The 23547-nt window shown below is 70.4% G+C and carries 21 protein-coding genes; 12 read left to right on the top strand and 9 right to left on the bottom strand.

Annotated elements, in window-relative coordinates; genetic code table 11:
• Positions 1–17: 17 nt before the first annotated feature.
• The 4 genes from QBL25_RS29950 to QBL25_RS29965 all read right to left on the bottom strand — a co-directional run bounded on the left by QBL25_RS29950 (position 18) and on the right by QBL25_RS29965 (position 3388).
• Positions 18–938 (bottom strand): amino acid ABC transporter permease, encoded by a 921-nt coding sequence (locus QBL25_RS29950; RefSeq protein ID WP_409060052.1) that lies wholly within the window; start codon positions 936–938, stop codon positions 18–20.
• Positions 935–1603, bottom strand: a complete 669-nt coding sequence (locus QBL25_RS29955; protein WP_409060053.1) for an amino acid ABC transporter permease — start codon at positions 1601–1603, stop codon at positions 935–937. The genes QBL25_RS29950 and QBL25_RS29955 overlap by 4 nt, the downstream gene beginning before the upstream one ends.
• Positions 1604–1716: 113 nt before the next feature.
• Positions 1717–2553, bottom strand: a complete 837-nt coding sequence (locus QBL25_RS29960) for a glutamate ABC transporter substrate-binding protein (protein ID WP_409060054.1) — start codon at positions 2551–2553, stop codon at positions 1717–1719.
• A gap of 55 nt (positions 2554–2608) precedes the next feature.
• Positions 2609–3388, bottom strand: coding sequence for an amino acid ABC transporter ATP-binding protein (locus tag QBL25_RS29965; RefSeq protein WP_361843160.1), 780 nt, complete (start codon positions 3386–3388; stop codon positions 2609–2611).
• Between the two features lie 288 nt (positions 3389–3676).
• On the opposite strand from QBL25_RS29965, the gene QBL25_RS29970 reads away from it, so the two are divergent.
• Together QBL25_RS29970 and QBL25_RS29975 are read left to right on the top strand one after the other, a co-directional pair.
• Positions 3677–4366 carry a response regulator transcription factor gene (locus tag QBL25_RS29970; RefSeq protein ID WP_409060055.1) on the top strand — a complete coding sequence of 230 codons (690 nt, stop codon included), beginning with the start codon at positions 3677–3679 and terminating at the stop codon, positions 4364–4366.
• A gap of 16 nt (positions 4367–4382) precedes the next feature.
• A complete protein-coding gene (locus tag QBL25_RS29975) occupies positions 4383–5798 on the top strand; it encodes an ATP-binding protein (RefSeq protein ID WP_409060056.1) in 1416 nt (471 codons plus the stop codon).
• A 105-nt stretch (positions 5799–5903) separates the two neighbouring features.
• Here QBL25_RS29975 and QBL25_RS29980 read toward each other — a convergent pair whose 3' ends face one another.
• Positions 5904–6899 carry a TAXI family TRAP transporter solute-binding subunit gene (locus QBL25_RS29980; RefSeq protein ID WP_409060057.1) on the bottom strand — a complete coding sequence of 332 codons (996 nt, stop codon included), beginning with the start codon at positions 6897–6899 and terminating at the stop codon, positions 5904–5906.
• 86 nt (positions 6900–6985) lie between these two features.
• On the opposite strand from QBL25_RS29980, the gene miaB reads away from it, so the two are divergent.
• The 3 genes from miaB to QBL25_RS29995 all read left to right on the top strand — a co-directional run bounded on the left by miaB (position 6986) and on the right by QBL25_RS29995 (position 9649).
• Complete coding sequence (miaB, locus tag QBL25_RS29985; RefSeq protein ID WP_409060058.1) at positions 6986–8506, top strand: tRNA (N6-isopentenyl adenosine(37)-C2)-methylthiotransferase MiaB; 1521 nt, start codon at positions 6986–6988, stop codon at positions 8504–8506.
• A 61-nt stretch (positions 8507–8567) separates the two neighbouring features.
• Positions 8568–8852 carry a hypothetical protein gene (locus QBL25_RS29990; RefSeq protein WP_409060059.1) on the top strand — a complete coding sequence of 95 codons (285 nt, stop codon included), beginning with the start codon at positions 8568–8570 and terminating at the stop codon, positions 8850–8852.
• A 20-nt stretch (positions 8853–8872) separates the two neighbouring features.
• Positions 8873–9649: a class III extradiol dioxygenase subunit B-like domain-containing protein gene (locus tag QBL25_RS29995; protein ID WP_409060060.1), complete on the top strand. Its 777-nt coding sequence runs from the start codon at positions 8873–8875 to the stop codon at positions 9647–9649.
• A 210-nt stretch (positions 9650–9859) separates the two neighbouring features.
• Here the strand turns inward: QBL25_RS29995 and QBL25_RS30000 are convergent, their stop codons facing one another.
• The gene (locus tag QBL25_RS30000) at positions 9860–10129 is read right to left on the bottom strand and encodes an antitoxin (protein ID WP_409060061.1); all 270 of its coding nucleotides are present in this window, start codon (positions 10127–10129) and stop codon (positions 9860–9862) included.
• Between the two features lie 25 nt (positions 10130–10154).
• The gene (locus tag QBL25_RS30005; protein WP_409060062.1) at positions 10155–10568 is read right to left on the bottom strand and encodes a hypothetical protein; all 414 of its coding nucleotides are present in this window, start codon (positions 10566–10568) and stop codon (positions 10155–10157) included.
• A gap of 182 nt (positions 10569–10750) precedes the next feature.
• Between QBL25_RS30005 and miaA the strand changes: the two genes are divergently transcribed.
• From miaA to hflX, 6 genes are all read left to right on the top strand, one after another.
• Positions 10751–11689, top strand: coding sequence for a tRNA (adenosine(37)-N6)-dimethylallyltransferase MiaA (gene miaA, locus QBL25_RS30010; protein ID WP_409060063.1), 939 nt, complete (start codon positions 10751–10753; stop codon positions 11687–11689).
• Positions 11690–11790: 101 nt separating this feature from the next.
• The gene (locus tag QBL25_RS30015) at positions 11791–12252 is read left to right on the top strand and encodes a hypothetical protein (RefSeq protein WP_409060064.1); all 462 of its coding nucleotides are present in this window, start codon (positions 11791–11793) and stop codon (positions 12250–12252) included.
• Positions 12253–12327: 75 nt separating this feature from the next.
• Positions 12328–13206 carry a diaminopimelate epimerase gene (gene dapF / locus QBL25_RS30020; RefSeq protein ID WP_409060065.1) on the top strand — a complete coding sequence of 293 codons (879 nt, stop codon included), beginning with the start codon at positions 12328–12330 and terminating at the stop codon, positions 13204–13206.
• Positions 13207–13348: 142 nt separating this feature from the next.
• Positions 13349–15502: a RelA/SpoT family protein gene (locus tag QBL25_RS30025; protein WP_409060066.1), complete on the top strand. Its 2154-nt coding sequence runs from the start codon at positions 13349–13351 to the stop codon at positions 15500–15502.
• Between the two features lie 110 nt (positions 15503–15612).
• Entirely contained in the window at positions 15613–17100 is a 1488-nt protein-coding gene (locus QBL25_RS30030) for a M1 family metallopeptidase (protein WP_409060067.1), read from the top strand.
• 171 nt (positions 17101–17271) lie between these two features.
• Positions 17272–18771, top strand: a complete 1500-nt coding sequence (gene hflX / locus QBL25_RS30035; protein ID WP_409060068.1) for a GTPase HflX — start codon at positions 17272–17274, stop codon at positions 18769–18771.
• 140 nt (positions 18772–18911) lie between these two features.
• Here hflX and QBL25_RS30040 read toward each other — a convergent pair whose 3' ends face one another.
• Positions 18912–20132: a trypsin-like serine peptidase gene (locus QBL25_RS30040; RefSeq protein WP_409060069.1), complete on the bottom strand. Its 1221-nt coding sequence runs from the start codon at positions 20130–20132 to the stop codon at positions 18912–18914.
• 193 nt (positions 20133–20325) lie between these two features.
• Positions 20326–21561: a trypsin-like serine peptidase gene (locus QBL25_RS30045; protein ID WP_409060070.1), complete on the bottom strand. Its 1236-nt coding sequence runs from the start codon at positions 21559–21561 to the stop codon at positions 20326–20328.
• 328 nt (positions 21562–21889) lie between these two features.
• Between QBL25_RS30045 and QBL25_RS30050 the strand changes: the two genes are divergently transcribed.
• Entirely contained in the window at positions 21890–23521 is a 1632-nt protein-coding gene (locus tag QBL25_RS30050) for a diaminobutyrate--2-oxoglutarate transaminase family protein (RefSeq protein ID WP_409060071.1), read from the top strand.
• Positions 23522–23547: the final 26 nt, after the last annotated feature.

Consider the following 23547-nt stretch of genomic DNA (forward strand, 5'->3'; position numbering starts at 1 on the left):
CGATTCGGGTACTCCGGCTAACCGCCGCCTCCGGTGTTTTCACCGTGGTCGGCTCGGATCGTCTGGGGACCGATCGTCTCCAAGTTCTCGAGCGCCTCGGGGCCCACCACGGCGCCCGTGCTCTTCTTGGAGCGGCGCATGCGGCGCTCCAGCCAGGAAGCCAGCGTAGTGAGCAGCAGGTTCAGGACGATGAAGATCACCGCGACCACGATGAAGCTGGGGATGACGCTGCCGTAGAACGATGCCGCCGTCTTCCGGGCGTTGAGCAGCTCGGGGAAGCTGAGCAGCGCCCCGCCGAGGGCGGTGTCCTTCACGATGACGACGAGCTGGCTGACCAGTGCCGGCAGCATCGCGGTCACGGACTGCGGAAGCAGCACGCTCGTCATGGTCTGGCCCTTGCGCAGGCCGATGGCCTTGGCGGCCTCCGTCTGGCCCCTGGGCAGCGACAGGATGCCCGCGCGCACGATCTCGGCGAGCACGGAGGCGTTGTAGAGCACCAGGCCCGTGACCACGGCGTACATCGGGCGCGCGTCGGTGCTCACGTCGGTGTACATCGAGTAGAACTGGTTGGCGAAGACCATCAGGATCAGGACCGGGATCGCCCGGAAGAACTCGACGACGGCGCCGGCGGGGACCCTGACCCACTGGTGGTCGGAGAGTCGTGCGATACCGAAGAGCGCGCCCAGCGGAAGCGCGATCACCATGGCGAGGCCCGCGGCCTTCAGCGTGTTCGCGAGACCCGGCAGCAGGTACGTCGTCCATGCCTCAGAGCCGGCGAGCCAGGGCTTCCATTTGGCCCACTCCAGCTGACCCTTGTCGGACATCATGCTCCAGGCCCACCAGAGACCCAGGAGCAGGAGAGCAAGGAAGAGCAGGGATATCAGGACGTTGCGCCGCTTGGCGCGCGGCCCGGGTGCGTCATAGAGGACGGAAGTCATCGCTTCACCGCCAGGCGCTTGCCGAGCCACCCGAGTATGAGGCCGGTCGGCAGGGTCAGCACCACGAATCCGAGCGCGAACACCGCGGTGATGGCGAACAACTGCGCCTCATTCTCGATCATTTCCTTCATCAGCAGAGCTGCCTCCGCCACACCGATGGCCGCTGCGACCGTGGTGTTCTTGGTCAGGGCGATCAGCACGTTGGTGAGGGGACCGATCACGGAGCGGAAGGCCTGTGGCAGCACGATGAGGCCGAGAACCTGGCTGAAGCTCAGGCCGAGGGCGCGCGCCGCTTCCGCCTGGCCGAGCGGCACGGTGTTGATGCCGGACCGCACCGCCTCGCACACGAAGGCCGATGTGTAGGCGCCGAGACTGAGCACCGCGAGGCGGAAGCCCAGGAGGTCGAAGTCGTCGGCCGCGCCCAGGGTGATGCCGAAGACGTCGGCGAGCCCGAGCGAGCTGAACACGATGATGACGGTCAGCGGGATGTTGCGCACGATGTTGACGTACGCGGTGCCGAACCAGCGCATGACCGGAACCGGGCTGACGCGCATGGCGGCCAGCAGAGTGCCCCAGACCAAGGAACCGATGCCTGCGAAGACGGTCAGCTTCACCGTCATCCAGAAGGCCTCGAGCAAGTCGTAGTCTTCAAGAAAGTCGAACACGATCTCCCGCGCTCTCGCATGTGGTGATGGCGAGGTACGCCGCCGCCCAGGAGCGGCGGCGTACCGGCGTGTGCCCTGTCAGTGGACCGGCTTCAGGAGCCGTTCCGGCAAGGTCACTTGACGATTTCGCCGATCTTCGGCGCGGGCTCGTTCTTGTAGTTGGCCGGGCCGAAGTTCTTCTTCACGGCCTCGTCCCAGGACTTGTCCTCGACCATCTTGGTCAGGGCGGCGTCGATCTTCTTCTGGAGGGCGGAGTCGCCCTTCTTGATGCCGATGCCGTAGTTCTCGTTGGTCAGCTTGAGACCGGCGAGCTTGTACTTGCCCTTGTACTGCTCCTGCGCCGCGTAACCGGCGAGGATCGAGTCGTCCGTGGTCAGCGCGTCGACGGCGCCGCTGCCCAGTCCGTCGATGCACTCGGAGTAGGTGCCGTACTCACGCAGCTGGGCCTTGGGCGCGATCTCCTTCTTGACGTTCTGCGCCGAGGTGGAGCCGGTGACCGAGCAGAGCTTCTTGCCGTTGAGGTCCGTGCCCTTGGTGATCTTGTCGTCCGACCGGACCAGGAGGTCCTGGTGGGCGAGCAGGTACGGGCCCGCGAAGTCGACCTTCTGCTTGCGCTCGTCGTTGATGGAGTACGACGCAGCGATGAACTTCACGTCACCACGCTGGAGGGCGGTCTCGCGGTCCGCGCTGGGGGTCTCTTTCCACTCGATGTCCCCGGCCTTGTAGCCGAGCTCCTTGGCGACGTAGGTCGCGACGTCGACGTCGAAGCCCGTGTAACCGTCCGGCGTCTTCAGGCCGATGCCCGGCTGGTCGAACTTGATGCCGATGGCGATCTTCTTGCCGCCACCGCCGGAACCCTTGTCGTCCTTGTCGTCCGAGCCGCAAGCCGTGGCCGTGACGGAGAGCGCGAGTACGGCGGCAGCCGCCGCGGTGACCTTGCGAGCCTTCATGGTGAACATCCTTTGTTTCGGCAGAAGAGTGGTGAGACGCGCGGGGAGCTGTGCGTCAGTGGTGAAGAATCTTCGACAGGAAGTCCTTGGCCCGGTCGCTGCGCGGGTTGCTGAAGAACTGGTCCGGCACGGCCTCTTCGACGATGCGGCCGTCCGCCATGAAGACGACGCGGTTGGCCGCGGAGCGGGCGAAGCCCATCTCGTGGGTGACGACGACCATGGTCATGCCGTCACGAGCGAGCTGCTGCATGACTTCCAGGACCTCGTTGATCATCTCGGGGTCGAGCGCCGACGTGGGCTCGTCGAAGAGCATGACCTTGGGGTCCATCGCCAACGCGCGGGCGATCGCCACGCGTTGCTGCTGGCCACCGGAGAGCTGCGCGGGGTACTTGTCGGCCTGGGTGGCGACACCCACACGGTCCAGGAGGCCGCGCGCCTTCGTCTCGGCTTCCGCCTTCGACGTCTTGCGCACCTTGATCTGGCCCAGCATCACGTTCTCGAGCACGGTCTTGTGCGCGAAAAGGTTGAAGGACTGGAAGACCATTCCCACGTCCGCACGGAGCCTGGCGAGCTCCTTGCCCTCCTGGGGCAGCGGCTTGCCGTCGATCGAGATGTCTCCCGACTCGACCGTCTCCAGACGGTTGATGGCGCGGCACAGTGTCGACTTGCCCGACCCGGAGGGGCCGATCACGACGACGACCTCACCGCGGGTGATGGTCAGGTCGATGTCCTGGAGGACGTGCAGAGCGCCGAAGTGCTTGTTGACGTTCTTCAGCACGACCAGGTCGTCCGCCCCGGGCGGTATGGCGTCCTTGGTCACCGATACTTCGGTCACGGGTTGTTGCTCCATCCTCCTCGGTTGGGAGGACAGTAATAACCCGGTGCGACCAGCGTCATTACATCTGAGGGGAAATTGAGCATAACGATCCGGCCGCAACCGGACACTCCGTGTGAAGGGGACGCCGCGCGTGCGTACCGGCTACATAACGGAACGTGCCCGTGACCCGAACGCACTTGACGCGGTCCTTATGTATCGGCGTGGATGCCTTGGTGCCTGTGCACGCGCGCGTACCGGCCGGTGGCGAGCGCGAACGGAACGACCGATGAACCGGAGGAGGCCCGCATGAGACTGCTCCTCGTCGAGGACGACGATCACGTGGCCGCCGCCCTGTCCGCGGTCCTGGCCAGGCACGGCTTCGACGTCGTGCACGCCCGCAGCGGCGAGGAAGCGCTACAGGCCCTGCTGCCCGGCAAGACGGCCCCCTTCGGGGTCGTGCTCCTGGATCTGGGACTGCCGGACCAGGACGGCTACGAGGTGTGCGGCAAGATCCGCAAGCGCGGATCGATCCCCGTCATCATGGTGACGGCACGTGCCGACGTGCGCTCCCGCATCCATGGCCTGAACCTGGGGGCCGACGACTACGTGGTGAAGCCGTACGACACCGGAGAGCTGATCGCCCGTATCCACGCGGTCATCCGGCGGCCGCCGTCCGGCGCCGCCGCGGGCCCCGCGGACAGCGAACTGCGCCTCGGTCCCGTACGCATCGAACTGCCCACCCGGCAGGTCAGCGTGGACGGTTCGACGGTGCAGCTGACCCGCAAGGAGTTCGACCTGCTCGCGCTCCTCGCGCAGCGGCCCGGAGTGGTGTTCCGCCGGGAGCAGATCATCAGCGAGGTGTGGCGCACCAGCTGGGAGGGGACGGGGCGCACCCTTGAGGTGCACGTCGCCTCCCTGCGCTCCAAGCTGCACATGCCGGCCCTGATCGAGACCGTGCGGGGCGTGGGCTACCGGCTCGTCGCCCCGGCCGCGTAGCGAGTAGCGAGGACAGGTGCGCTCTCGCCTCCTTCCGCTGCTCATCGTCCTCATGGCGGGTGTGCTGCTCGCGCTCGGTTTCCCTCTCGCGGTGAGCGTGGCGGCGGCGCAGCAGCAGAAGGTGGTCATCGACCGGATCGACGACACGGCGCGCTTCGCGGCGCTCGCGCAGTTCGTCACGAAACGTCCCACGGGCTCGCGTCTGCGGGACAAGGACGAACGCCGCGAGACCCTCCAGACCGAACTCGACTACTACCACGAGGTCTACGGGATCAAGGCGGGCGTCTTCTTCCGCGACCGTGAGCCCATGGCTCACGCCCCCGGGGACTGGTTCCTGCCTCCCCGGGGCGCCGAGGTGCGAGAGGCCTTCGAAGAGGCCCTCAGGTCCCGTGGAAGCCACGATCCGCGGCAGGTGTGGCCCTGGCAGCGCGGCCGGCTCGTCGTCGCGTCGCCGGTGATCAGGGACGGGGACGTCATCGCGGTCGTCGTGACCGACTCGCCCACGGGGCGCATGCGCTCCAAGACCCTTCAGGGATGGCTGCTCATCGGCGCGGGCGAGTTCGCGGCGATGCTCCTGGCCGTCGGAGCCGCGCTGCGCCTCACCGGCTGGGTGCTGCGCCCGGTGCGGGTCCTGGACGCGACCACGCACGACATCGCGACCGGGCGCCTGAAGTCACGGGTGGCGGCAGCGGGCGGGCCACCGGAACTCAGGCGCCTCGCCCGGTCGTTCAACGAGATGGCCGACAACGTCCAGGACGTCCTGGAGCAGCAGCGGGCCTTCGTCGCCGACGCCTCGCACCAACTGCGCAATCCGCTCTCCGCGCTGCTGCTGCGCATCGAGCTGCTCGCCCTCGAACTGCCCGAGGGGAACGAGGAGATCGCCTCCGTGCGCACCGAGGGCAAGCGCCTCGCCCAGGTGCTCGACGACCTCCTGGGCCTCGCGCTGGCCGAGCACGCCGCCGCCGACCTGTGCCTCACCGACATCGGCGAACTCGCGGCCGAACGCGTCGGCGCCTGGCGCCCGCTCGCCGAGGAGCACGGGGTGCGGCTGACCGGCCACTGCCCGGCGACCACCGGCTGGGCCGACCCGGTCGCCCTGTCCAGCGCCCTGGACGCGGTGATCGACAACGCCCTCAAGTTCACGCCCGAGGGCGAGGAGGTGCGGGTGGAGGTCTCCTGGAGCGGCGATACGACGACCACGGTGATCACGGACGGCGGCCCGGGCCTCACGGAGGACGAGCTCGCCCGCATCGGCGACCGCTTCTGGCGCAGCAACCGCCACCAGAACGTCAAGGGCTCGGGTCTTGGCCTGTCCATCTCGCGCGCCCTGCTCGCCGCGGGCGGCGGCACCATCGCGTACGAGCGGAACGAACCGCACGGCCTGCGGGTCACCGTCGGTGTGCCGCGCGACGAGCCGGGACACCGGGCCTGAGGGGCACGGGGCCCGCACGCGCGCGGCCGCGGTCGGCCGCCCCTCCCCGATGGCCAAGGCTCGACCGACCGGCTGTCGCCTGAGGCTCGACTGACCGGCTGTCGCCTAAGGCTTGACCGACTGGTAGTAGCGGCGCGCGCCCTCATGCAGATCCAGCGGGTCCGTGTAGAGGGCCGTCCGCAGGTCCACCAGCTGGGCCGCGTGCACCTTGCCGCCGATGTGGTCGCGGCTGTCGATCACCGTGCGGGTCAGTCCCTCGGTCAGCTTCGGGTCCGCCCGGTCCGTGGTGACCAGGAGGTTCGCCACGGCCAGGGTCGGCACGGCGTCGTGCTGCTGGGCGGCGGGATAGGCGTCGGCGGGCATCACGGCCGCCCGGTAGTAGCGGGACGCCCCGCCCTGCTTGTGCAGCGCCTCCACGAGGGTGCCGAGCTCGACGAGGCGGATGTCGAACTTCTCGGAGAGCAGCCGAACGGTGGTGGTCGGCAGCCCGCCCGACCAGAAGAAGGCGTCGATGTCGCCCTTCTTGAGCAGATCGGGCGCCTTGTCGATGCCCGCGCCCACCGCCGTGAGGTCCTTGCCCGGATCGAGCTCGGCGGCCTTGAGTACCCGGTCCGCTATCAGCCGCACGCCCGAGCGCGGCTGCCCCACGGCCACCTTCTTGCCCCGCAGGTCCTGCGCCTTCTCGATGTCCGACGTGCGCCGCACCACGAGCTGGACGTAGTCGTCGTACAGCCGCGCGCAGCCCCGCAGCCGGTCAGCGCCCGTGCGCCCTTCCAGGCGGTACTTCTCGACGGCGTCGGCGGCCGCGATGGTGAAATCGGCCTTCCCCGTGGCCACCCGTTCGACGTTCTGCTGCGACCCCTCGCTGTTCAGGAGCTCCACGTCCACCTTGGGCATGTCATGGGACACGGCGGTCCGCAGCAGCTTCCCGTACCGCTCGTACACCGCGTTCTTCACGCCTGTGCTGAACGTCATGCGGCCGCTCGGGGAGTCGTCGCCCACCGGGAACAGCCACCACACCAGGAGTCCGAAGACCACAAGGGCGGCCGCGGCACCCTGGAGTGCGCGACGCCTGCTGATGTGGGGGAGTGCCGTGAACATGCGCGCGATCCTGCCAGGCCACTCGCCGTCATGGCCAGGGCAGAGCTCCCGGCGGGGACACTCCCGCGACCGCCTACCCTTGTCACATGAGCAGCGGCGACCGGGGACAGGCAGTGGGCGTTAAAGGAACGTACGAGGTACGCACTTACGGGTGCCAGATGAACGTCCACGATTCGGAGCGCCTCTCCGGACTCCTGGAGGGCGCCGGATACGAACGCGCGCCCGAGGGCTCGGACGGTGACGCCGACGTGGTCGTCTTCAACACGTGCGCCGTGCGGGAGAACGCCGACAACCGTCTGTACGGGAACCTCGGCCGCCTGGCGCCGATGAAGACCAAGCGCCCCGGCATGCAGATCGCCGTCGGCGGCTGCCTGGCCCAGAAGGACCGCGACACCATCGTCAAGAAGGCGCCCTGGGTCGACGTCGTCTTCGGCACCCACAACATCGGCAAGCTGCCGGTCCTCCTGGAGCGCGCCCGCGTCCAGGAAGAGGCGCAGGTCGAGATCGCCGAGTCGCTCGAAGCCTTCCCCTCGACGCTGCCCACGCGCCGCGAGAGCGCGTACGCGGCCTGGGTCTCCATCTCCGTGGGCTGCAACAACACCTGTACGTTCTGCATCGTGCCCGCCCTGCGCGGCAAGGAGAAGGACCGCAGGACCGGCGACATCCTCGCCGAGATCGAGGCGCTCGTCGCCGAGGGCGTCTCCGAGATCACCCTGCTCGGCCAGAACGTGAACGCGTACGGCTCGGACATCGGTGACCGCGAAGCCTTCAGCAAGCTCCTGCGGGCCTGCGGGAAGATCGAGGGCCTGGAGCGCGTGCGCTTCACGTCCCCGCACCCGCGCGACTTCACGGACGACGTGATCGCCGCCATGGCCGAGACCCCGAACGTGATGCCGCAGCTGCACATGCCGCTCCAGTCGGGCTCGGACCCGATCCTGAAGGCCATGCGCCGCTCGTACCGCCAGGACCGCTTCCTCGGCATCATCGAGAAGGTCCGCGCGGCCATGCCCGAGGCCGCGATCACCACCGACATCATCGTCGGCTTCCCCGGGGAGACCGAGGAGGACTTCGAGCAGACCATGCACGTGGTCCGCGAGGCCCGCTTCGCCAACGCCTTCACCTTCCAGTACTCCAAGCGCCCCGGTACGCCCGCGGCGACCATGGAGGGGCAGATCCCCAAGGAGGTCGTGCAGGAGCGCTACATGCGCCTGTCGGCCCTCCAGGAGGAGATCGCCTGGGACGAGAACAAGAAGCAGGTCGGCAGGACGCTCGACCTGATGGTGGCCGAGGGCGAGGGCCGCAAGGACGGCGCCACCCACCGCCTCTCCGGACGTGCCCCCGACAACCGCCTCGTCCACTTCACCAAGCCCGACGCCGAGGTCCGCCCCGGTGACGTGGTGACGGTGGAGATCACGTACGCGGCGCCGCACCACCTGCTCGCCGAGGGCGCCGTCCTGAACGTGCGTCCCACGCGCGCGGGTGACGCCTGGGAGAAGCGCAACACCGAGGCGGCCGCCAAGCCCGCGGGCGTGATGCTCGGCCTGCCGAAGGTGGGCGCCCCCGAGCCGCTTCCGGTGGCCGCGGGCAGCGGCTGCGGCTGCGACTGACGCGGACGGGCCGCGGGAAAGCCCGCGACGGGCGGGCAGGGGGACGACGGGGGATGGGCTGATGGCGCGCTGGGCGCTGATGATGGAGAACCCGCCGGGGCCGGGGGCATGGCATCTGTTCGAGCTGATGGCCACGGTGGACGGCACGCACGAGGAAGCCGTGGAGCGGTTCGCGGACTTCGTCCGCCTGTACCGCCCCAAGCACCCGCGCTACCCCGTCCGGATGCGGCGCTACCGCACGGCCGACGGCTGGATGGTGATCGGCGACGGTTCGTCCGGGGGCTCCTTCCCGTACCGCTTCTCGATCTCCGAGCTGGAGTGGGACTCGGGACCGATCTCCTACTAGCGCGCGTTACGCTGCGGATCATGCTTGTCGCCGCAGCCGTCTGCCCCTGCCCGCCCCTGCTCGTTCCCCAGGTCGCCGCGGGTGCGGCCCCGGAACTGGACGCCGCGCGCGCCGCGTGCACGGACGCCGTCGGGGTGCTCGCCGCTTCCCGGCCCGACCGGCTCGTCGTGGTCGGCTCCGCCGAGGAGAACGCGCGCGGGCCGCATCCGCAGGGCGCCCGCGGGTCCTTCCGCGGCTTCGGCGTGGACCTCGACGTACGGCTGGGGCGTTCCGGCGGTGCGGAGGGCTCCCGTCCCGTCGGCGGTGACACCCGTCCCGTCGACGCAGACGACTCGCGCGCGGGTGAGGCGGAGCGTGCACTTCCGCCGTCGCTCGCCGTCGCGGCCTGGCTGCTCGGCCGTACGGAGTGGTCGGCGGCCCCGCTGGAAGGCCTCGGGGTGGGGGAACCTCTGGCGGCCGAGCGGTGTATTCAAGTCGGGAGGGAGATCGCGGCGGCGGCCGACCGCGTGGCTCTGCTGGTGATGGGTGACGCCAGCGCGTGCCGCACGCTCAAGGCCCCGGGATATCTGGACGAGCGGGCGGCCGGCTTCGACGCGGAGGTGGCCCGCGCGCTGGGTGCCGCCGACGTCGAGGCGCTGAAGGCACTGGACGCGGAGCTGGCGTACGAACTGAAGGCGGCGGGCCGTGCGCCCTGGCAGGTGCTGGCGGGCGCGGCCGAGGCGGCGGGCCTGAGCGGCGAGCTGCTCTACGAGGACGCGCCGTACGGCGTCGGGTACATGGTGGCCGCCTGGTCCTAGCGGGCCCTCCTGGAGAGGTCTGCGGGGCCCGGCAGAAGGCTTGGCGCGCGGTGGGCGGGCGTCGGCCGACGCGCGGCGACGGTCGTGGAGCTGGGGGCGCTCCACGGCCGTCCGCCGGAGTCGTTCAGCCGGTGACCCGGCCGGCGTACTCAGCCGGCACGCCGACGCCCTGATGAGGCCGGTGAGCCGACGAGTGAGGCAGCCGGTGGATCAGGGAGCCGCCGGAGGCGTCGGAGGGGTGGGGCCGCCACCCGCGTCCTTGCGCTCGTCGGGCGTCCCGGCGAGGCGGTCCACGGCGTCCTTCGCCTTGCCCCTCCCCGTCTGGATCTTGTCGCTGTACTTGCCCTTGGTCTTGTCGTCGACCACCTTCGCGGCCTTGTCGAGACCTTGGTCGATCTTGTCCCCGTGCTGCTGCGCGAGGCCCGCGACCTTGTCCTTCGCCGGGGCGAGCTTGTCCTTCAGGTTCTGCAGAAAGCCCATCGGTTGCCTTCCCTCGCTGGGAGAGTCACTTGCGGGCGCCTTCGTCGGCCTCGTCGTTGTCGGCGGCCTTCTCCGCGGACTGCTGCTTCGGGATGTCCACGTTCTCCGCGGCAGCCGCTTCGGTGTCGTCCGACTCGTCTTCGGCTCCGGCCTCGCTCCCGGACTCGGCCTTGGCCTCGGTCCCGGCAGCGGTCTCGGACGTCGCCTCGGCCTTCTTCCCGGACTCCGCATCGGGTCCGCTCTCGGCCGCGGTCTCCGTCTTGGCCTCCGCGTCCGTGGCTTCGTCCGTGGCCGCCTTGGCCTCCTCCTTGCCGGTCTCGGGCTCGGAGGACTCCTCAGGGGTCTCTGCGTCGGCCGTCACGTCGACGACGGCCGCATCGGCCGTCGACGCCTCATCCGTGGCCTTGGACTTCCTGCGAAACCGTGAAAAAACGCCCATATCTACTCCATACGGTACTCGTGTGGGCGAAATCCCGTGCCGCCCGGTGCGCCCTGTTGCGCCGCACGGGTCGCCGATCCTCGAAACCGGCGGCCGGAACCTCGCAACAGGCAACGACCCCGGACGTGTGGCGTCACGTAGCTCGTTCGGGAACCGGCCACGGGATTTGCGAGACTGGGGCGGTGAGTAGAGCAGCTCCCGCACCGCGGGTCATCGCCGTCGTCGGGCCGACCGCGGCAGGAAAGTCCGATCTAGGCGTTTTTCTCGCCCGTCGTCTCGGCGGCGAAGTCGTCAACGCCGACTCCATGCAGCTCTACAGAGGGATGGACATCGGAACCGCCAAGCTGACGCTTGAGGAGCGCGAGGGCGTGCCGCACCACCTCCTCGACATCTGGGACGTGACGGAGGCGGCGAGCGTCGCCGAGTACCAGAAGCTGGCGCGGGCGGAGATCGACCGCCTCCTGGCGGAAGGCCGCTGGCCGATCCTGGTCGGCGGCTCCGGGCTCTACGTCAGGGGTGCCGTCGATCACCTGGACTTCCCCGGCACCGACCCCGCGGTCCGGGCCCGCCTGGAGGAAGAGCTGGAGCTGCACGGCTCCGGCGTCCTGCACGCCCGCCTCGCCGCCGCCGACCCCGGAGCGGGCCAGGCCATCCTGCCCAGCAACGGCCGCCGGATCGTCCGCGCCCTGGAGGTCATCGAGATCACCGGCAAGCCCTTCACCGCCAACCTCCCCGGCCACGACTCCGTCTACGACACCCTCCAGATCGGCGTCGACGTCGGCCGCCCCGAGCTCGACGAACGCATCGCCACGCGCGTGGACCGCATGTGGGACGCGGGACTCGTCGACGAGGTGCGCGCGCTGGAGGCCGAGGGGCTGCGCGAGGGGCGTACGGCCTCGCGTGCGCTCGGCTACCAGCAGGTGCTCACGGCGCTCGCGGGGGAGTGCACCGACGACGAGGCGCGCGCGGAGACCGTGCGCGCGACCAAGCGGTTCGCCCGCCGTCAGGACTCGTGGTTCCGCCGCGATCCCCGTGTGCACTGGCTCAGCGGCGCCGTGACCGATCGAGGGGAACTCCCGGGGCGGGCAATGGCGTTGGTCGAACGAGCGGTCACAGCCTGATCACGTGATGGCATCGGGACGCTCAGGCGGTCATCCCGGCCCCTGGCGCCGTGCCATCATCGACCATCGATCGACCAGTGGAGTCCGAAGTGGGAGGGCGGATGGCGATGGAGGCCGGCCCTCGAGACACCGCGCACGACGGTGGCGAGCTGACCCCGGACGGACCTGACGCGACGCCGGACGGCGTGACCGACGACGGTCCCGTCGCGGAGGCGATGGTCGCGCCGGAGGTCGAGGTCGAACTGCGCCCGCAGCGCCGCCTGCGCATCTGGCAGCTCGCCCCCATCGTCGTCCTGGCCGCCGCCGGATCGCTGATGTTCGCCTTCCCGCTGGCCTTCGAGTTCGGGGACGGCGGCGCCGTCGTCGCCATGCTCGGACTGCTGATCAGCAGCTGCGCCGCGGGCTGGGGCATGATGGCCGCCCGGCGCGTGGGGCACACCTGGCCCGGCCTGCCGGAGCGCGGCTCCGGGCGCCGCCCGGACTGGCGGATCGTCTCCGCCTACGCCCTGGTGTTCCTCGCCGTGGCCGTTCTCGCCGTGTGGCGCGTGGCCCGCCTCCGCTGACGTCGTCCTGCCAGGTCAGAGACCTGACGTGCACCTTCACGACGGACTGTCGGCGGTACCCCGTACGATCGAGGAATGAGCACGCGGATCGCCTTCCTCAAGGGGCACGGGACCGAGAACGACTTCGTGATCATCCCTGACCCGGACAACGCCGTCGCGCTGCCCCCGGCCGCCGTCGCCGCGCTGTGCGACCGCCGTGCGGGCATCGGGGGCGACGGTCTGCTGCATGTCGTGCGGTCCGCGGCGCACCCGGAGGCCCGCCACATGGCCGCCGAGGCCGAATGGTTCATGGACTACCGCAACGGCGACGGTTCGATCGCCGAGATGTGCGGCAACGGCGTGCGTGTCTTCGCCCGCCATCTCCAGCGCGCCGGTCTGGCGGGCGAGGGCGATCTGGCCGTCGCGACCCGGGGCGGCGTGAAGACCGTGCACATCGCCAAGGCGGAGGCCGGCGGGGACATCACCGTCGGCATGGGCAAGGCGTCCTTCCCCGAAGGGGACGTGAGCGTCTCCGTGGCCGACCGCAGCTGGCCGGCGCGGAACGTGAACATGGGCAACCCGCACGCGGTCGCCTTCGTGGACGACCTGGTCCACGCGGGCACGCTGTACGACCCGCCGCCGTTCAGCCCCGCCGCGGCCTACCCCGACGGCGTGAACGTCGAATTCGTCGTCGACCGCGGCCCGCGTCACGTCGCCATGCGGGTGCACGAGCGCGGCGCGGGCGAGACCCGTTCGTGCGGCACGGGAGCGTGCGCCGTGGCCGTCGCGGCGGCCCGCAGGGACGGGGCGGACCCGGCCACGACCGGTTCGCCGGTCACGTACACCGTCGATCTGCCCGGTGGGAGCCTGGTGATCACCGAGCGGCCCGACGGCGAGATCGAGATGACGGGCCCCGCGGTGATCGTCGCCGAAGGCGAGATCGACGCGGAATGGCTCGAAACTGTAAACCCGTGAACTGTCGCTCGAATGGGTGATCCGTTTCACGCTCGGCGAGAGGCGGTCAGCGGCGCGTGATGGGCTCGGTAGCATCAAGCACCGGCCCGGACGGAGCACGCCGTCGTCCGCTCACCGCCGGTCGGAGCAGCCGGAGGTGCCCATGAGTGCGGAGGCCACGAACCCCGCGATGTCTGGCCCCGTGACGCCCGCAGCGCAGCGCAGGCGCGGACGTCCACGGCTTGACCTGCGCAGGCTCGGCCGAGCGGCCCTGCTGGGCCCTGCCACCCGGGACCGGTTGCCGGACGCGATCGGCCATGTGGCCGAAGCCCATCGCGCCCACTACCCGGACGCGGATCTGGAGCCCCTGCGCCGCGCATGGGTCCTCGCGGAGTCCTCGCACCGCGGCCAGATGCGCAAGAGCGGTGAGCCGTACATCACACATCCGCTCGCCGTGACCCTGATCCTGGCCCAACTGGGCGCCGAGACCACCACCTTGACCGCGTCCCTGCTCCACGACACGGTCGAGGACACGGACGTGACGCTCGATCAGGTGCGCACGGAGTTCGGCGACGACGTCTGCTATCTGGTCGACGGCGTCACGAAACTGGAAAAGGTGGACTACGGCGCCGCCGCCGAGCCCGAGACCTTCCGCAAGATGCTCGTCGCCACCGGCAACGACGTACGCGTCATGTCGATCAAGCTCGCCGACCGCCTGCACAACATGCGCACGCTCGGCGTCATGCGCCCCGAGAAACAGGCGCGGATCGCCAAGGTGACGCGGGACGTGCTCATCCCGCTCGCCGAACGGCTCGGCGTACAGGCGCTCAAGACCGAGCTGGAAGACCTCGTCTTCGCGATCCTCCACCCGCAGGAGTACTCCGAGGTCCAGAAGCTGATGGCGGCCAACGCCGCGCGCGAGGGCGACACCCTGGAAAGCACGGCGGACGACGTCCGCGCGGTGCTGCGCGAGGCGGGCATCGCCGCCGAGGTCCTCATCAGGCCCCGGCACTACGTCTCGGTCCACCGGGTGCACCGCAAACGCGGCGAGATGCGCGCGGCCGACTTCGGACGGCTCCTGGTCCTGGTGAACGAGGACGCGGACTGCTACGGCGTCCTGGGCGAGCTGCACACGTGCTTCACGCCGGTGGTGTCGGAGTTCAAGGACTTCATCGCCGTACCGAAGTTCAACCTCTACCAGTCGCTGCACACGGCCGTGGCCCGCCCGGACGGAGAGGTCGCCGAAGTCCTCATCCGTACGCACCAGATGCACAAGGTCGCCGAGGCCGGCGTCGTTGCGCTGCGCAATCCGTACGCTCCTCCTTCGGAGGAGCAGTCCGACACCGCCACCGACGCCCCCTCCGACGACGCCGAGGGCGAGCGCGCCGACCCCACCCGGCCCGGCTGGCTCTCCCGTCTGCTCGACTGGCAGGAAGCGGCCCCCGACCCGGACACCTTCTGGTCCACGCTCCGCGAGGACCTCGCCCAGGACCGCGAGATCGCCGTCTTCCGCCCCGACGGCGGCACGCTGGGCCTGCCCGCCGGCGCGAGCTGCGTGGACGCCGCCTACGCCCAGTACGGCGAGGACGCGCACGCCTGCATCGGCGCACGGGTCAACGGCCGCCTCGCGACGCTGAGCACGGTCCTGCGGGACGGCGACACGGTCCAGCTGCTCATGGGGCAGGACGCGGCGTCCGGGCCCTCCCGCGAGTGGCTCGACCACGCGCGCACGCCCGCCGCGCGGATCGCCATCCGGCGCTGGCTCACGACCCACCCCACGCCCGTTCCCGCGGCCCCCTCCGCCCCGGAGAAGGCGGCCCCCGCGCCCCAGCCGCAGGCCACCGACTTCCCCCGACCCGCAGCGGCGAACGCCGTGGTGGACAGGGAAGGCGCGAGCGTACGGCTCGCGGGGTGCTGCACGCCCGTCCCGCCGGACGAGGTGACCGCCTTCGCCGTGCGCGGCGGTGTCGTCACCGTGCACCGCGTGGAGTGTCCCGCCGTCGCGCGCATGAAGGACGTGGGGCGCGCCGAGGTCGGCGTGCGCTGGGGAGACAGCGCCGAGTGCCGGGTCACGCTGATCGCCGAATCGTTCGGGCGGGCGCATCTGCTGGCCGACCTCACCGAGGCCATCGCCATGGAGGGCGTCGAGGTCATGTCGGCCACCGTCGAGCCGCCCAGCCAGCAGCGCGTGCGCCACACGTACACGCTGCAACTGCCGGACGCGGCGCACCTCCCGGGCCTGATGCGCGCGATGCGCGCGGTCCCCGGGGTGTACGACGTCAGCCGCGCCCAGCACCCCGCGGCGGCCACCTCGTAGACCTCGGCCGGGGAGCGCGGGCGTCGCCTCGGCGGCTTCCCGCGACTCGTTCGAGTGGCGCGGCGCGCGCCGACACCCGTGCGGAAGGCTCGCGCTGATAGCGGTAGTTCATGCTGCTCACCCCCCGGGTCAAGGCCTCGCGGCCGAGGACTCTCCGCATCGCGACCGCGCTCCTGGCCGCGGCCACCTCCGCCACCCTTCTCGCCGCGGGCGCGCCGTCACCGGCCAAGCCGCTCGGCATCGGCGACCGGCTCTTCCCCCACCTGGGCAACCCCGGGTACGACGTCCTGTCGTACGACATCGCCCTCACGTACGGCGGCGACAACAAGAAGCCGCTCGACGCCGTGACCGTGATCGACGCCCGGGCGACCGACCGGCTGGAGCGCATCAACCTCGACTTCGCGCACGGCAAGGTCAGCTCCGTCGCCGTCAACGACGCCCCCGCCCGCTTCGAGACCACCGGTGAGGACCTGGTCGTCACGCCGTCGCGGCCGCTGGGCCGGGGCGAGCAGATGCGGGTCACCGTCCGGCACACCAGCGACCCCCGGCCCACGAAGGACCAGGACGGCGGCTGGGTGCCCACCGCCGACGGGCTCGCCATGGCCAACCAGGCCGACGCAGGGCACCGCGTGTTCCCGTGCAACGACCACCCCGCCGACAAGGCACAGTTCACCTTCCGCGTGACCACCCCGAAGGGGCTCACCGCCGTCGCCAACGGCCTGCCCGTCGCCACGGCGCACCAGGGGTCCACCACGACCCGGGCCTTCCGCACCCGCCACCCCATGGCGACGGAACTGGCGCAGGTGTCCATCGGCCGCTCCACCGTGGTGCACCGCACCGGGCCGAACGGTCTGCCCATGCGCGACGTGGTGCCCACCAAGGACCGCAAGGCGATGGAGCGCTGGCTGAAGAAGACGCCGGACCAGATCGCCTGGATGGAGGGGAAGGTCGGCCGCTACCCCTTCGAGACGTACGGCGTGCTGATGGCGCAGGCCCAGACCGGCTTCGAGCTCGAGACGCAGACCCTCTCGCTCTTCGAGAGCGACCTGTTCAAGCGGCCCGAGTTCCCCGAGTGGTACGTGGACTCGATCATGGTGCACGAGCTGGCCCACCAGTGGTTCGGTGACAGCGTGAGCCCGCGCTCCTGGTCCGACCTCTGGCTCAACGAAGGGCACGCCACCTGGTACGAGGCACTCTTCGCCGAGGAGAAGTCGAAGAAGCCCCTCCAGAAGCGGATGCGGGAGGCCTACCGGCAGTCGGACGGCTGGCGCGCGGCGGGCGGACCGCCGGCCGCGCCGAAGGGCCCCGCGCCCGGCCAGAAGATCAGCATCTTCCGCCCGGTGGTCTACGACGGCAGCGCGCTGGTGCTCTACGCCCTGCGGCAGGAGATCGGGAACGAGAACTTCGACCGCTTGGAGCGTGCTTTCGTGGGCACCTACCGGGACGGGAACGCGACGACCGCGGACTTCGTGCGACTGGCCTCGACGACCGCGGGCCGCGATCTGAGCGGTTTCTTCGACGCCTGGCTGTACGGCGCGACGACGCCGCCGATGCCGGGGCATCCGGACTGGCGTAAGGCGGCTCCCGCAGGGAAATAACCCGGGTGACGAGACGGGCCGTTCCGTGCAACCATCTTCAGGTCGGCGCCGCTGCGGGTCCGGGATAACCCCTCGGGGAGATCTCAGGGCCCGTACCGGCCGGCCCGGGGAATCTCGGGACGGCCCCGAGCGTTGTCGCCTATGAAGAATCCCATCGACTTTAAGGATCCAATGACCTCCTCTTCTTCCCCTTCCCAGGACGCGCAGAGCCTCGCGCAGAACTACCCCGAAGGTCTTCGGGCCGATGCCCTGATGGAAGAGGACGTCGCCTGGAGCCACGAGATCGACGGAGAGCGGGACGGCGATCAGTTCGACCGCTCCGAGCGCGCGGCCCTGCGCCGTGTCGCCGGCCTCTCCACGGAGCTCGAGGACGTCACCGAAGTCGAGTACCGCCAGCTCCGTCTGGAGCGCGTGGTCCTCGTCGGCGTGTGGACCTCGGGCACGGTGCAGGACGCGGAGAACTCCGTCGCCGAGCTGGCCGCCCTCGCCGAGACGGCGGGTGCGCTCGTGCTCGACGGCGTCATCCAGCGCCGCGACAAGCCGGACCCCGCGACGTACATCGGATCGGGCAAGGCCCAGGAGCTGCGGGACATCGTCCTGGAGACCGGGGCCGACACCGTCGTCTGCGACGGTGAGCTCAGCCCCGGCCAGCTGATCCACCTGGAAGACGTCGTCAAGGTCAAGGTGGTCGACAGGACCGCCCTGATCCTCGACATCTTCGCCCAGCACGCCAAGTCCCGAGAGGGCAAGGCGCAGGTCGCCCTTGCCCAGATGCAGTACATGCTCCCGCGCCTGCGTGGCTGGGGTCAGTCGCTCTCCCGTCAGATGGGCGGCGGCGGATCCAGCGGCGGCGGTGGCATGGCCACCCGTGGTCCCGGTGAGACCAAGATCGAGACGGACCGCCGTCGGATCCGCGAGAAGATGGCGAAGATGCGCCGGGAGATCGCGGACATGAAGACGGGCCGCGAGATCAAGCGCCAGGAGCGCAAGCGCAACAAGGTGCCGTCGGTCGCGATCGCCGGTTACACGAACGCGGGCAAGTCCTCCCTGCTCAACCGCCTCACGGGCGCGGGCGTCCTGGTGGAGAACTCCCTGTTCGCCACCCTCGACCCGACCGTGCGCCGGGCCGAGACGCCGAGCGGCCGGATCTACACCCTGGCCGACACCGTCGGGTTCGTACGGCATCTGCCGCACCACCTCGTCGAGGCGTTCCGCTCCACGATGGAGGAGGTCGGCGAGTCCGACCTGATCCTGCACGTGGTGGACGGTTCGCACCCGGTGCCGGAGGAGCAGCTGGCCGCCGTGCGCGAGGTGATCCGTGACGTGGGCGCGACGAACGTGCCCGAGATCGTGATCGTCAACAAGGCGGACGCGGCCGATCCACTGGTCCTCCAGCGGCTCCTGCGCAACGAGAAGCACGCCATCGCGGTCTCCGCGCGCACGGGCGCGGGCATCGAAGAGCTGCTCGCGCTGATCGACACCGAACTGCCCCGGCCCGAGGTCGAGATCGAGGCCCTCGTGCCGTACACCCAGGGTCAGCTCATCTCCCGGGCGCACGCCGAGGGCGAGGTGCTCTCCGAGGAGCACACCGCCGAGGGCACGCTGCTCAAGGCGCGGGTGCACGAGGAACTGGCCGCGGACCTCACTCCGTACGTCCCGGTCGCCGGCTGACGGCTGACCGCAGGCCCGGACCGGCGTGCGTGGTGCACGCCGTGCGCATGACGAAGGCCCGCCCCCTCTCGTAGGGGGCGGGCCTTCGCCGCGTCAGGTGCGAGGTGCGGGGGAGTCCGCAGCCCCTCGCCGTGCGGCCGCTACTGCGAGCCGTACTTCTTGCTCATCATGTCGTAGACCTGCTCGGCGCCCTTGCCCAGCTGCGGTCCGGCCAGCCAGGTGTTCTCGGCCGGGCCGATCGACGTGTTCGAGACGAGCTGGGTCTTGTCGCCCACCATCCGGAACCAGCCGCCACCGGAGGAGCCGCCGGTCATGGTGCAGCCAATGCGGTACATCGTCGGCTGGGCGGGGGTCAGCGAGAGGCGGCCCGGCTTGTCGATGCACTTGTGCATGATCTGGCCGTCGTACGGCGGCGCGGCGGGGTAGCCCCAGGCGCCCATCGAGCTCACGGTCTGTACGGAGGGGACCGAGAAGTCGACGGTCAGTGCGTTGCCGACCGTCTCCTCGAGTGACTTGGCGCCCTGCTTCGGCTTCACGTGCATCACGGCGTAGTCGTACGGCGCACCGGCACCGCCCGAAGAGGCACCCTGGTCGATCCACTCGGCGGAGGTCGAGACCCAGTCGGCCCAGTACTGGCCGTAGGGGGAGACCTCCTGCGGGGCGGCGTTGCTCAGCTCGGCCTCGGACTTGCCGAGGTCGTTGTAGGCCGGCACGAAGGTGATGTTGCGGTACCAGCCGCCGGCGGAACCGGCGTGCACGCAGTGGCCAGCGGTCCACACGAGGTTGGACTTGCCCGGGTTGCGCGGGTCCTTCACGACCGTGCCGGAGCAGACCATCGAGCCCTCGGGGGAGTCGAAGAAGATCTTCCCGACCGGAGCGGCGTTCTTGTGGTACGGCGTCTTCTCGCGCTTGGCCTGGACCGGCCTCGGCTCGGGGTCGGTCGCGCCCTGGTCGGCGGCGGCGTCCTTCGCGGCGATGGTCTTGTTCGGGTCCTTGGCCTTCGCCATCCGCTCGGGCTTCCAGAGGCCCTCGATGACCGGGTTGACGAAGTCCTTGGACTCGCGGAGCCAGTCGTCCTTGTCCCAGTTCTTCCAGGCCCCGTCCTTCCACTTGTCCGGGTCGATGCCGTGGTCCTTCAGCTTGTCGGCGATGTCGCCGGGCAGCTTGGCATCGGAGCCGGTCTCGGTGTCGGACCCCTTGTCGGCGCCCTGCGCGGTGCCGGCGTCGGCTTTGTCGCTCGCCTTGTCGTTGCTGGGTCCGCAGGCCGTGGCGGTGAGCGCCAAGGCGGCGGCCAGCCCGGTGGCGGCGAGTGCGAGACGTTGCCCGTGACGGCGCGCGAAAGGCGCACGAGTGGAACGCATGGTGCTGTAACCCCCGAATTGAACGTGTGATTGCTGCAATTGCCATGTACTTGTCATGTGTGGACGCGGAGGCTCCGGAAGCATCCCGCCGACGCGACACCTCACTATGCCCGGGAGATCGAGGACGAATGACGGCGGGGTCGTGAAGGTTTCAGGCGACCCCGCCGTACGGAGAACGGCTTACGCCGGTCGGCTACTTGTCGGCGAACTTCTTGCTCACCGCGCCGTAGATGCCCTTGGCCTCCTTGCCGAGCCGCGGACCGGCCAGCCAGCCGGCCGTCACCGGGCCGATGGAGGTGTTGGACACCAGGGCGGGCTCGCCGTCCGAACCCTCGGCGATCCAGCCGCCGCCGGACGAACCACCGGTCATCGTGCAGCCGATGCGGTACATCGTCGGGTCGGGCTTGCTGATCGAGAGCCGGCCCGGCTTGTCGGCGCACTGGAACGCCTTCTGGCCGTCGAACGGCGGCGCCGCCGGGTAGCCGGTCGCCGTCATCTCGGCGATCTGCGGCACGGCCGGGGCGTTGAAGTCCACCGGGAGAGCCGAGCCGACCTGCTCTTCGAGCGACTGGCCCTCGCTGCCCTTCTCCGGCGTCACATGGATGACCGCGAAGTCGTACGGCGCGCCGGTGCCGCCCGTCGGGCCGCCCTTCTCGATCCACTGGTCGGAGGTCTGGGCCCAGTCACCCCACCAGACGCCGTGCGGAGCCACCTCTTCCTTGGGGGCGTTCTCCAGCTCGGCGGCCGACTTGCCGCTGTTGTTGTACGAGGGCACGAAGGCGATGTTGCGGTACCAGCCGCCCTTGGCGCCCGCGTGCACGCAGTGACCCGCGGTCCACACCATGTTGGACTTGCCCGGGTGGGCCGGGTCCTCGACGACGGTGGCCGAGCAGACCATCGAGCCCTCGGGACCGTCGAAGAACAGCTTGCCGGAGGCAGGAGCACTGGCGTCGTACGGCGTCTTCAGGGCCGCCGCCTCCACCGGCGCGGGCGTCGGGTCGGTCACGCCCTGGTCGCCGGAGATGTCGTTGTCGTCGACACCGCGGTCGGGGTTCTTGTCCGCGTCCCGCATGCGGTCCGAGTCCCACAGGCCGTCGATGATCGGGTTGACGTAGTCACCGGCCTCGCGCAGCCAGTCGTCCTTGTCCCAGTTCTTCCAGGCGCCGTCTTTCCACTTGTCCAGGTCGATGCCGTGCTCCTTGAGCCGGTCCTGGATGTCCTGCGGGATCTTGACCTTGCCGTCGTCGCTGCCGCCGTCCGCGGGCTGGGAGGCGGACGGCTCGTCGCCCGCGTTGTCCTCGCTCGGGCCACAGGCCGTCGCGGTCAGGACGAGTGCCGCGCCGATGGCGACAGCGGCCGCCACGGGGGAGGTTCTGCCGCGCGCGCTCTTCCCACGACGAGCGGTCCTGGGCGGGCGTATGGGTCGCATAGAGAGATTCCCCCTGGGCTTCGAGAACGTTCACGTGCCGGACATCGTGCGCCGCACGGCGCGCTGAGCACCGGACTTACGTGGCACTGCACACCTTGCTGCGGATGAACGGCACCCCACACTATGCCGGTGCCATAGGGGACAGCCGACGGAACGGCAACGGTTCCGTCACGGCAAGGATCTTCCGATTACCCGTGTTCCTCCGCGACCCCCGTCGTTGGTACGTACGGGGGACTGGCGGCCTGCGTTCATCTCCCCTGCCAACTCGTCGGCGCACTCGCCCAGATCGAGTGGGAAGCGCCCATTCCCAGCGGGAGGACCAACAGTCGTGGCCGTGACCGAGCCGGCGCCCGCGGCGGTTTCCGCGGGGCACTCCGCAGCACACGAGGGGATCCTGCGACGCCAGTCGGCGCGCGAGTCGGCGGCGCGCACCTATGCGCGCGCCCTGCCGATCGTGCCGGTGCGGGCGCGCGGTCTGACGATCGAGGGCGCCGACGGACGGCGCTACCTCGACTGCCTCTCGGGTGCGGGGACCCTGGCCCTCGGGCACAACCATCCGGTCGTGCTCGAGGCGATCAGGAAGGTCCTCGACTCGGGGGCTCCGCTGCACGTCCTCGATCTGGCCACGCCGGTCAAGGACGCCTTCACCACCGAGCTGTTCCGCACGCTTCCCCCCGGACTCGCCGACCGTGCGCGGATCCAGTTCTGCGGCCCCGCCGGCACGGACGCGGTGGAGGCCGCGCTCAAACTGGTGCGGACGGCGACCGGGCGCGAGGGCATGCTCGCGTTCACCGGCGCGTACCACGGGATGACGGCGGGGGCGCTCGCGGCTTCCGGGGGCGCCTCCGACGTACGCGTCGCGCGCCTGCCCTATCCGCAGGACTACCGCTGCCCGTTCGGCATCGGTGGCGCGGACGGCGCCGAGCTCGCGGCCCGCTGGACCGAGAACCTCCTCGACGACACCAAATCGGGCGTGCCCCGGCCCGCCGGCATGATCCTCGAACCGGTGCAGGGGGAGGGCGGTGTCATCCCCGCCCCCGACGACTGGCTGCGCCGGATGCGCGAGATCACCGCCGCGCGCTCGATCCCGCTCATCGCGGACGAGGTCCAGACCGGCGTCGGGCGCACCGGCACCTTCTGGGCCGTCGAGCACAGTGGCGTGGTCCCCGACGTGATGGTCCTCTCCAAGGCCATCGGCGGGAGCCTGCCGCTGGCCGTCGTGATCTACCGCGACGACCTGGACGTCTGGCAGCCCGGCGCCCACGCGGGCACCTTCCGCGGCAACCAGCTCGCCATGGCCGCGGGCGCCGCCACCCTCGCGTACGTCCGCGAGAACGGCCTCGCGGAACGCGCCGGAGTCCTGGGCACCCGCATGCTCACCCAACTCCGCTCCCTGGCCGCCGAACACCCCTGCATCGGGGACGTACGCGGCAGAGGCCTGATGATCGGCGTCGAACTGGTGGACCCAGCGGCTTCGGGCGGCGCGGGCACGGCGGTGGGCGGTGACGCGGAGGCGGGCGTGGGCGTGGCGGGTGGTCAGGGCGTGATCGGTGGATCGGACGTGGGCACGGGGAGTGGTCCAGGCGTGGGCACGGTGAGTGGGCCGGGAGCGTCCGGTGGGTCGGGTGTGGGCGCGGCGAGTGGTTCGAGCGGTCCCGGTGGCGCGGGCATGCCGATGGGTGACGGGATGACGGGCGGCACTTCGGCCGGCCGGCCCCTGCCCATCGCGTCGGCCGGACTCTTGGACCGCTCCTCGCGACCGCTCGCCCCGGCGCCCGAACTCGCCGCGGCGGTGCAGCGCGAATGCCTGCGCCGCGGCCTCATCGTCGAACTCGGCGGACGGCACTCCAGCGTCGTACGTCTCCTACCTCCCCTCACCATCACCGACGAGCAGGCGGCCGCGATCCTCGACCGCCTCTCCGACGCGATCTCCGCGGCGGCGCGTCCGCACCACGGATAGCCACTCGGACCCGCGGCCGTCCCACG

This window comes from Streptomyces sp. SYP-A7185, from assembly GCF_046103685.1.
GTDB lineage: Bacteria > Actinomycetota > Actinomycetes > Streptomycetales > Streptomycetaceae > Streptomyces.

Coding starts and splice junctions, on each gene's coding strand:
- QBL25_RS29950 (WP_409060052.1), bottom strand. CDS start 938: ATGACTTCCGTCCTCTATGACGCACCCGGGCCGCGCGCCAAGCGGCGC.
- QBL25_RS29960 (WP_409060054.1), bottom strand. CDS start 2,553: ATGAAGGCTCGCAAGGTCACCGCGGCGGCTGCCGCCGTACTCGCGCTC.
- QBL25_RS29970 (WP_409060055.1), top strand. CDS start 3,677: ATGAGACTGCTCCTCGTCGAGGACGACGATCACGTGGCCGCCGCCCTG.
- QBL25_RS29980 (WP_409060057.1), bottom strand. CDS start 6,899: ATGTTCACGGCACTCCCCCACATCAGCAGGCGTCGCGCACTCCAGGGT.
- miaB (WP_409060058.1), top strand. CDS start 6,986: ATGAGCAGCGGCGACCGGGGACAGGCAGTGGGCGTTAAAGGAACGTAC.
- QBL25_RS29990 (WP_409060059.1), top strand. CDS start 8,568: ATGGCGCGCTGGGCGCTGATGATGGAGAACCCGCCGGGGCCGGGGGCA.
- QBL25_RS29995 (WP_409060060.1), top strand. CDS start 8,873: ATGCTTGTCGCCGCAGCCGTCTGCCCCTGCCCGCCCCTGCTCGTTCCC.
- QBL25_RS30000 (WP_409060061.1), bottom strand. CDS start 10,129: ATGGGCTTTCTGCAGAACCTGAAGGACAAGCTCGCCCCGGCGAAGGAC.
- QBL25_RS30005 (WP_409060062.1), bottom strand. CDS start 10,568: ATGGGCGTTTTTTCACGGTTTCGCAGGAAGTCCAAGGCCACGGATGAG.
- QBL25_RS30015 (WP_409060064.1), top strand. CDS start 11,791: ATGGCGATGGAGGCCGGCCCTCGAGACACCGCGCACGACGGTGGCGAG.
- dapF (WP_409060065.1), top strand. CDS start 12,328: ATGAGCACGCGGATCGCCTTCCTCAAGGGGCACGGGACCGAGAACGAC.
- QBL25_RS30025 (WP_409060066.1), top strand. CDS start 13,349: ATGAGTGCGGAGGCCACGAACCCCGCGATGTCTGGCCCCGTGACGCCC.
- QBL25_RS30030 (WP_409060067.1), top strand. CDS start 15,613: ATGCTGCTCACCCCCCGGGTCAAGGCCTCGCGGCCGAGGACTCTCCGC.
- hflX (WP_409060068.1), top strand. CDS start 17,272: ATGACCTCCTCTTCTTCCCCTTCCCAGGACGCGCAGAGCCTCGCGCAG.
- QBL25_RS30040 (WP_409060069.1), bottom strand. CDS start 20,132: ATGCGTTCCACTCGTGCGCCTTTCGCGCGCCGTCACGGGCAACGTCTC.
- QBL25_RS30045 (WP_409060070.1), bottom strand. CDS start 21,561: ATGCGACCCATACGCCCGCCCAGGACCGCTCGTCGTGGGAAGAGCGCG.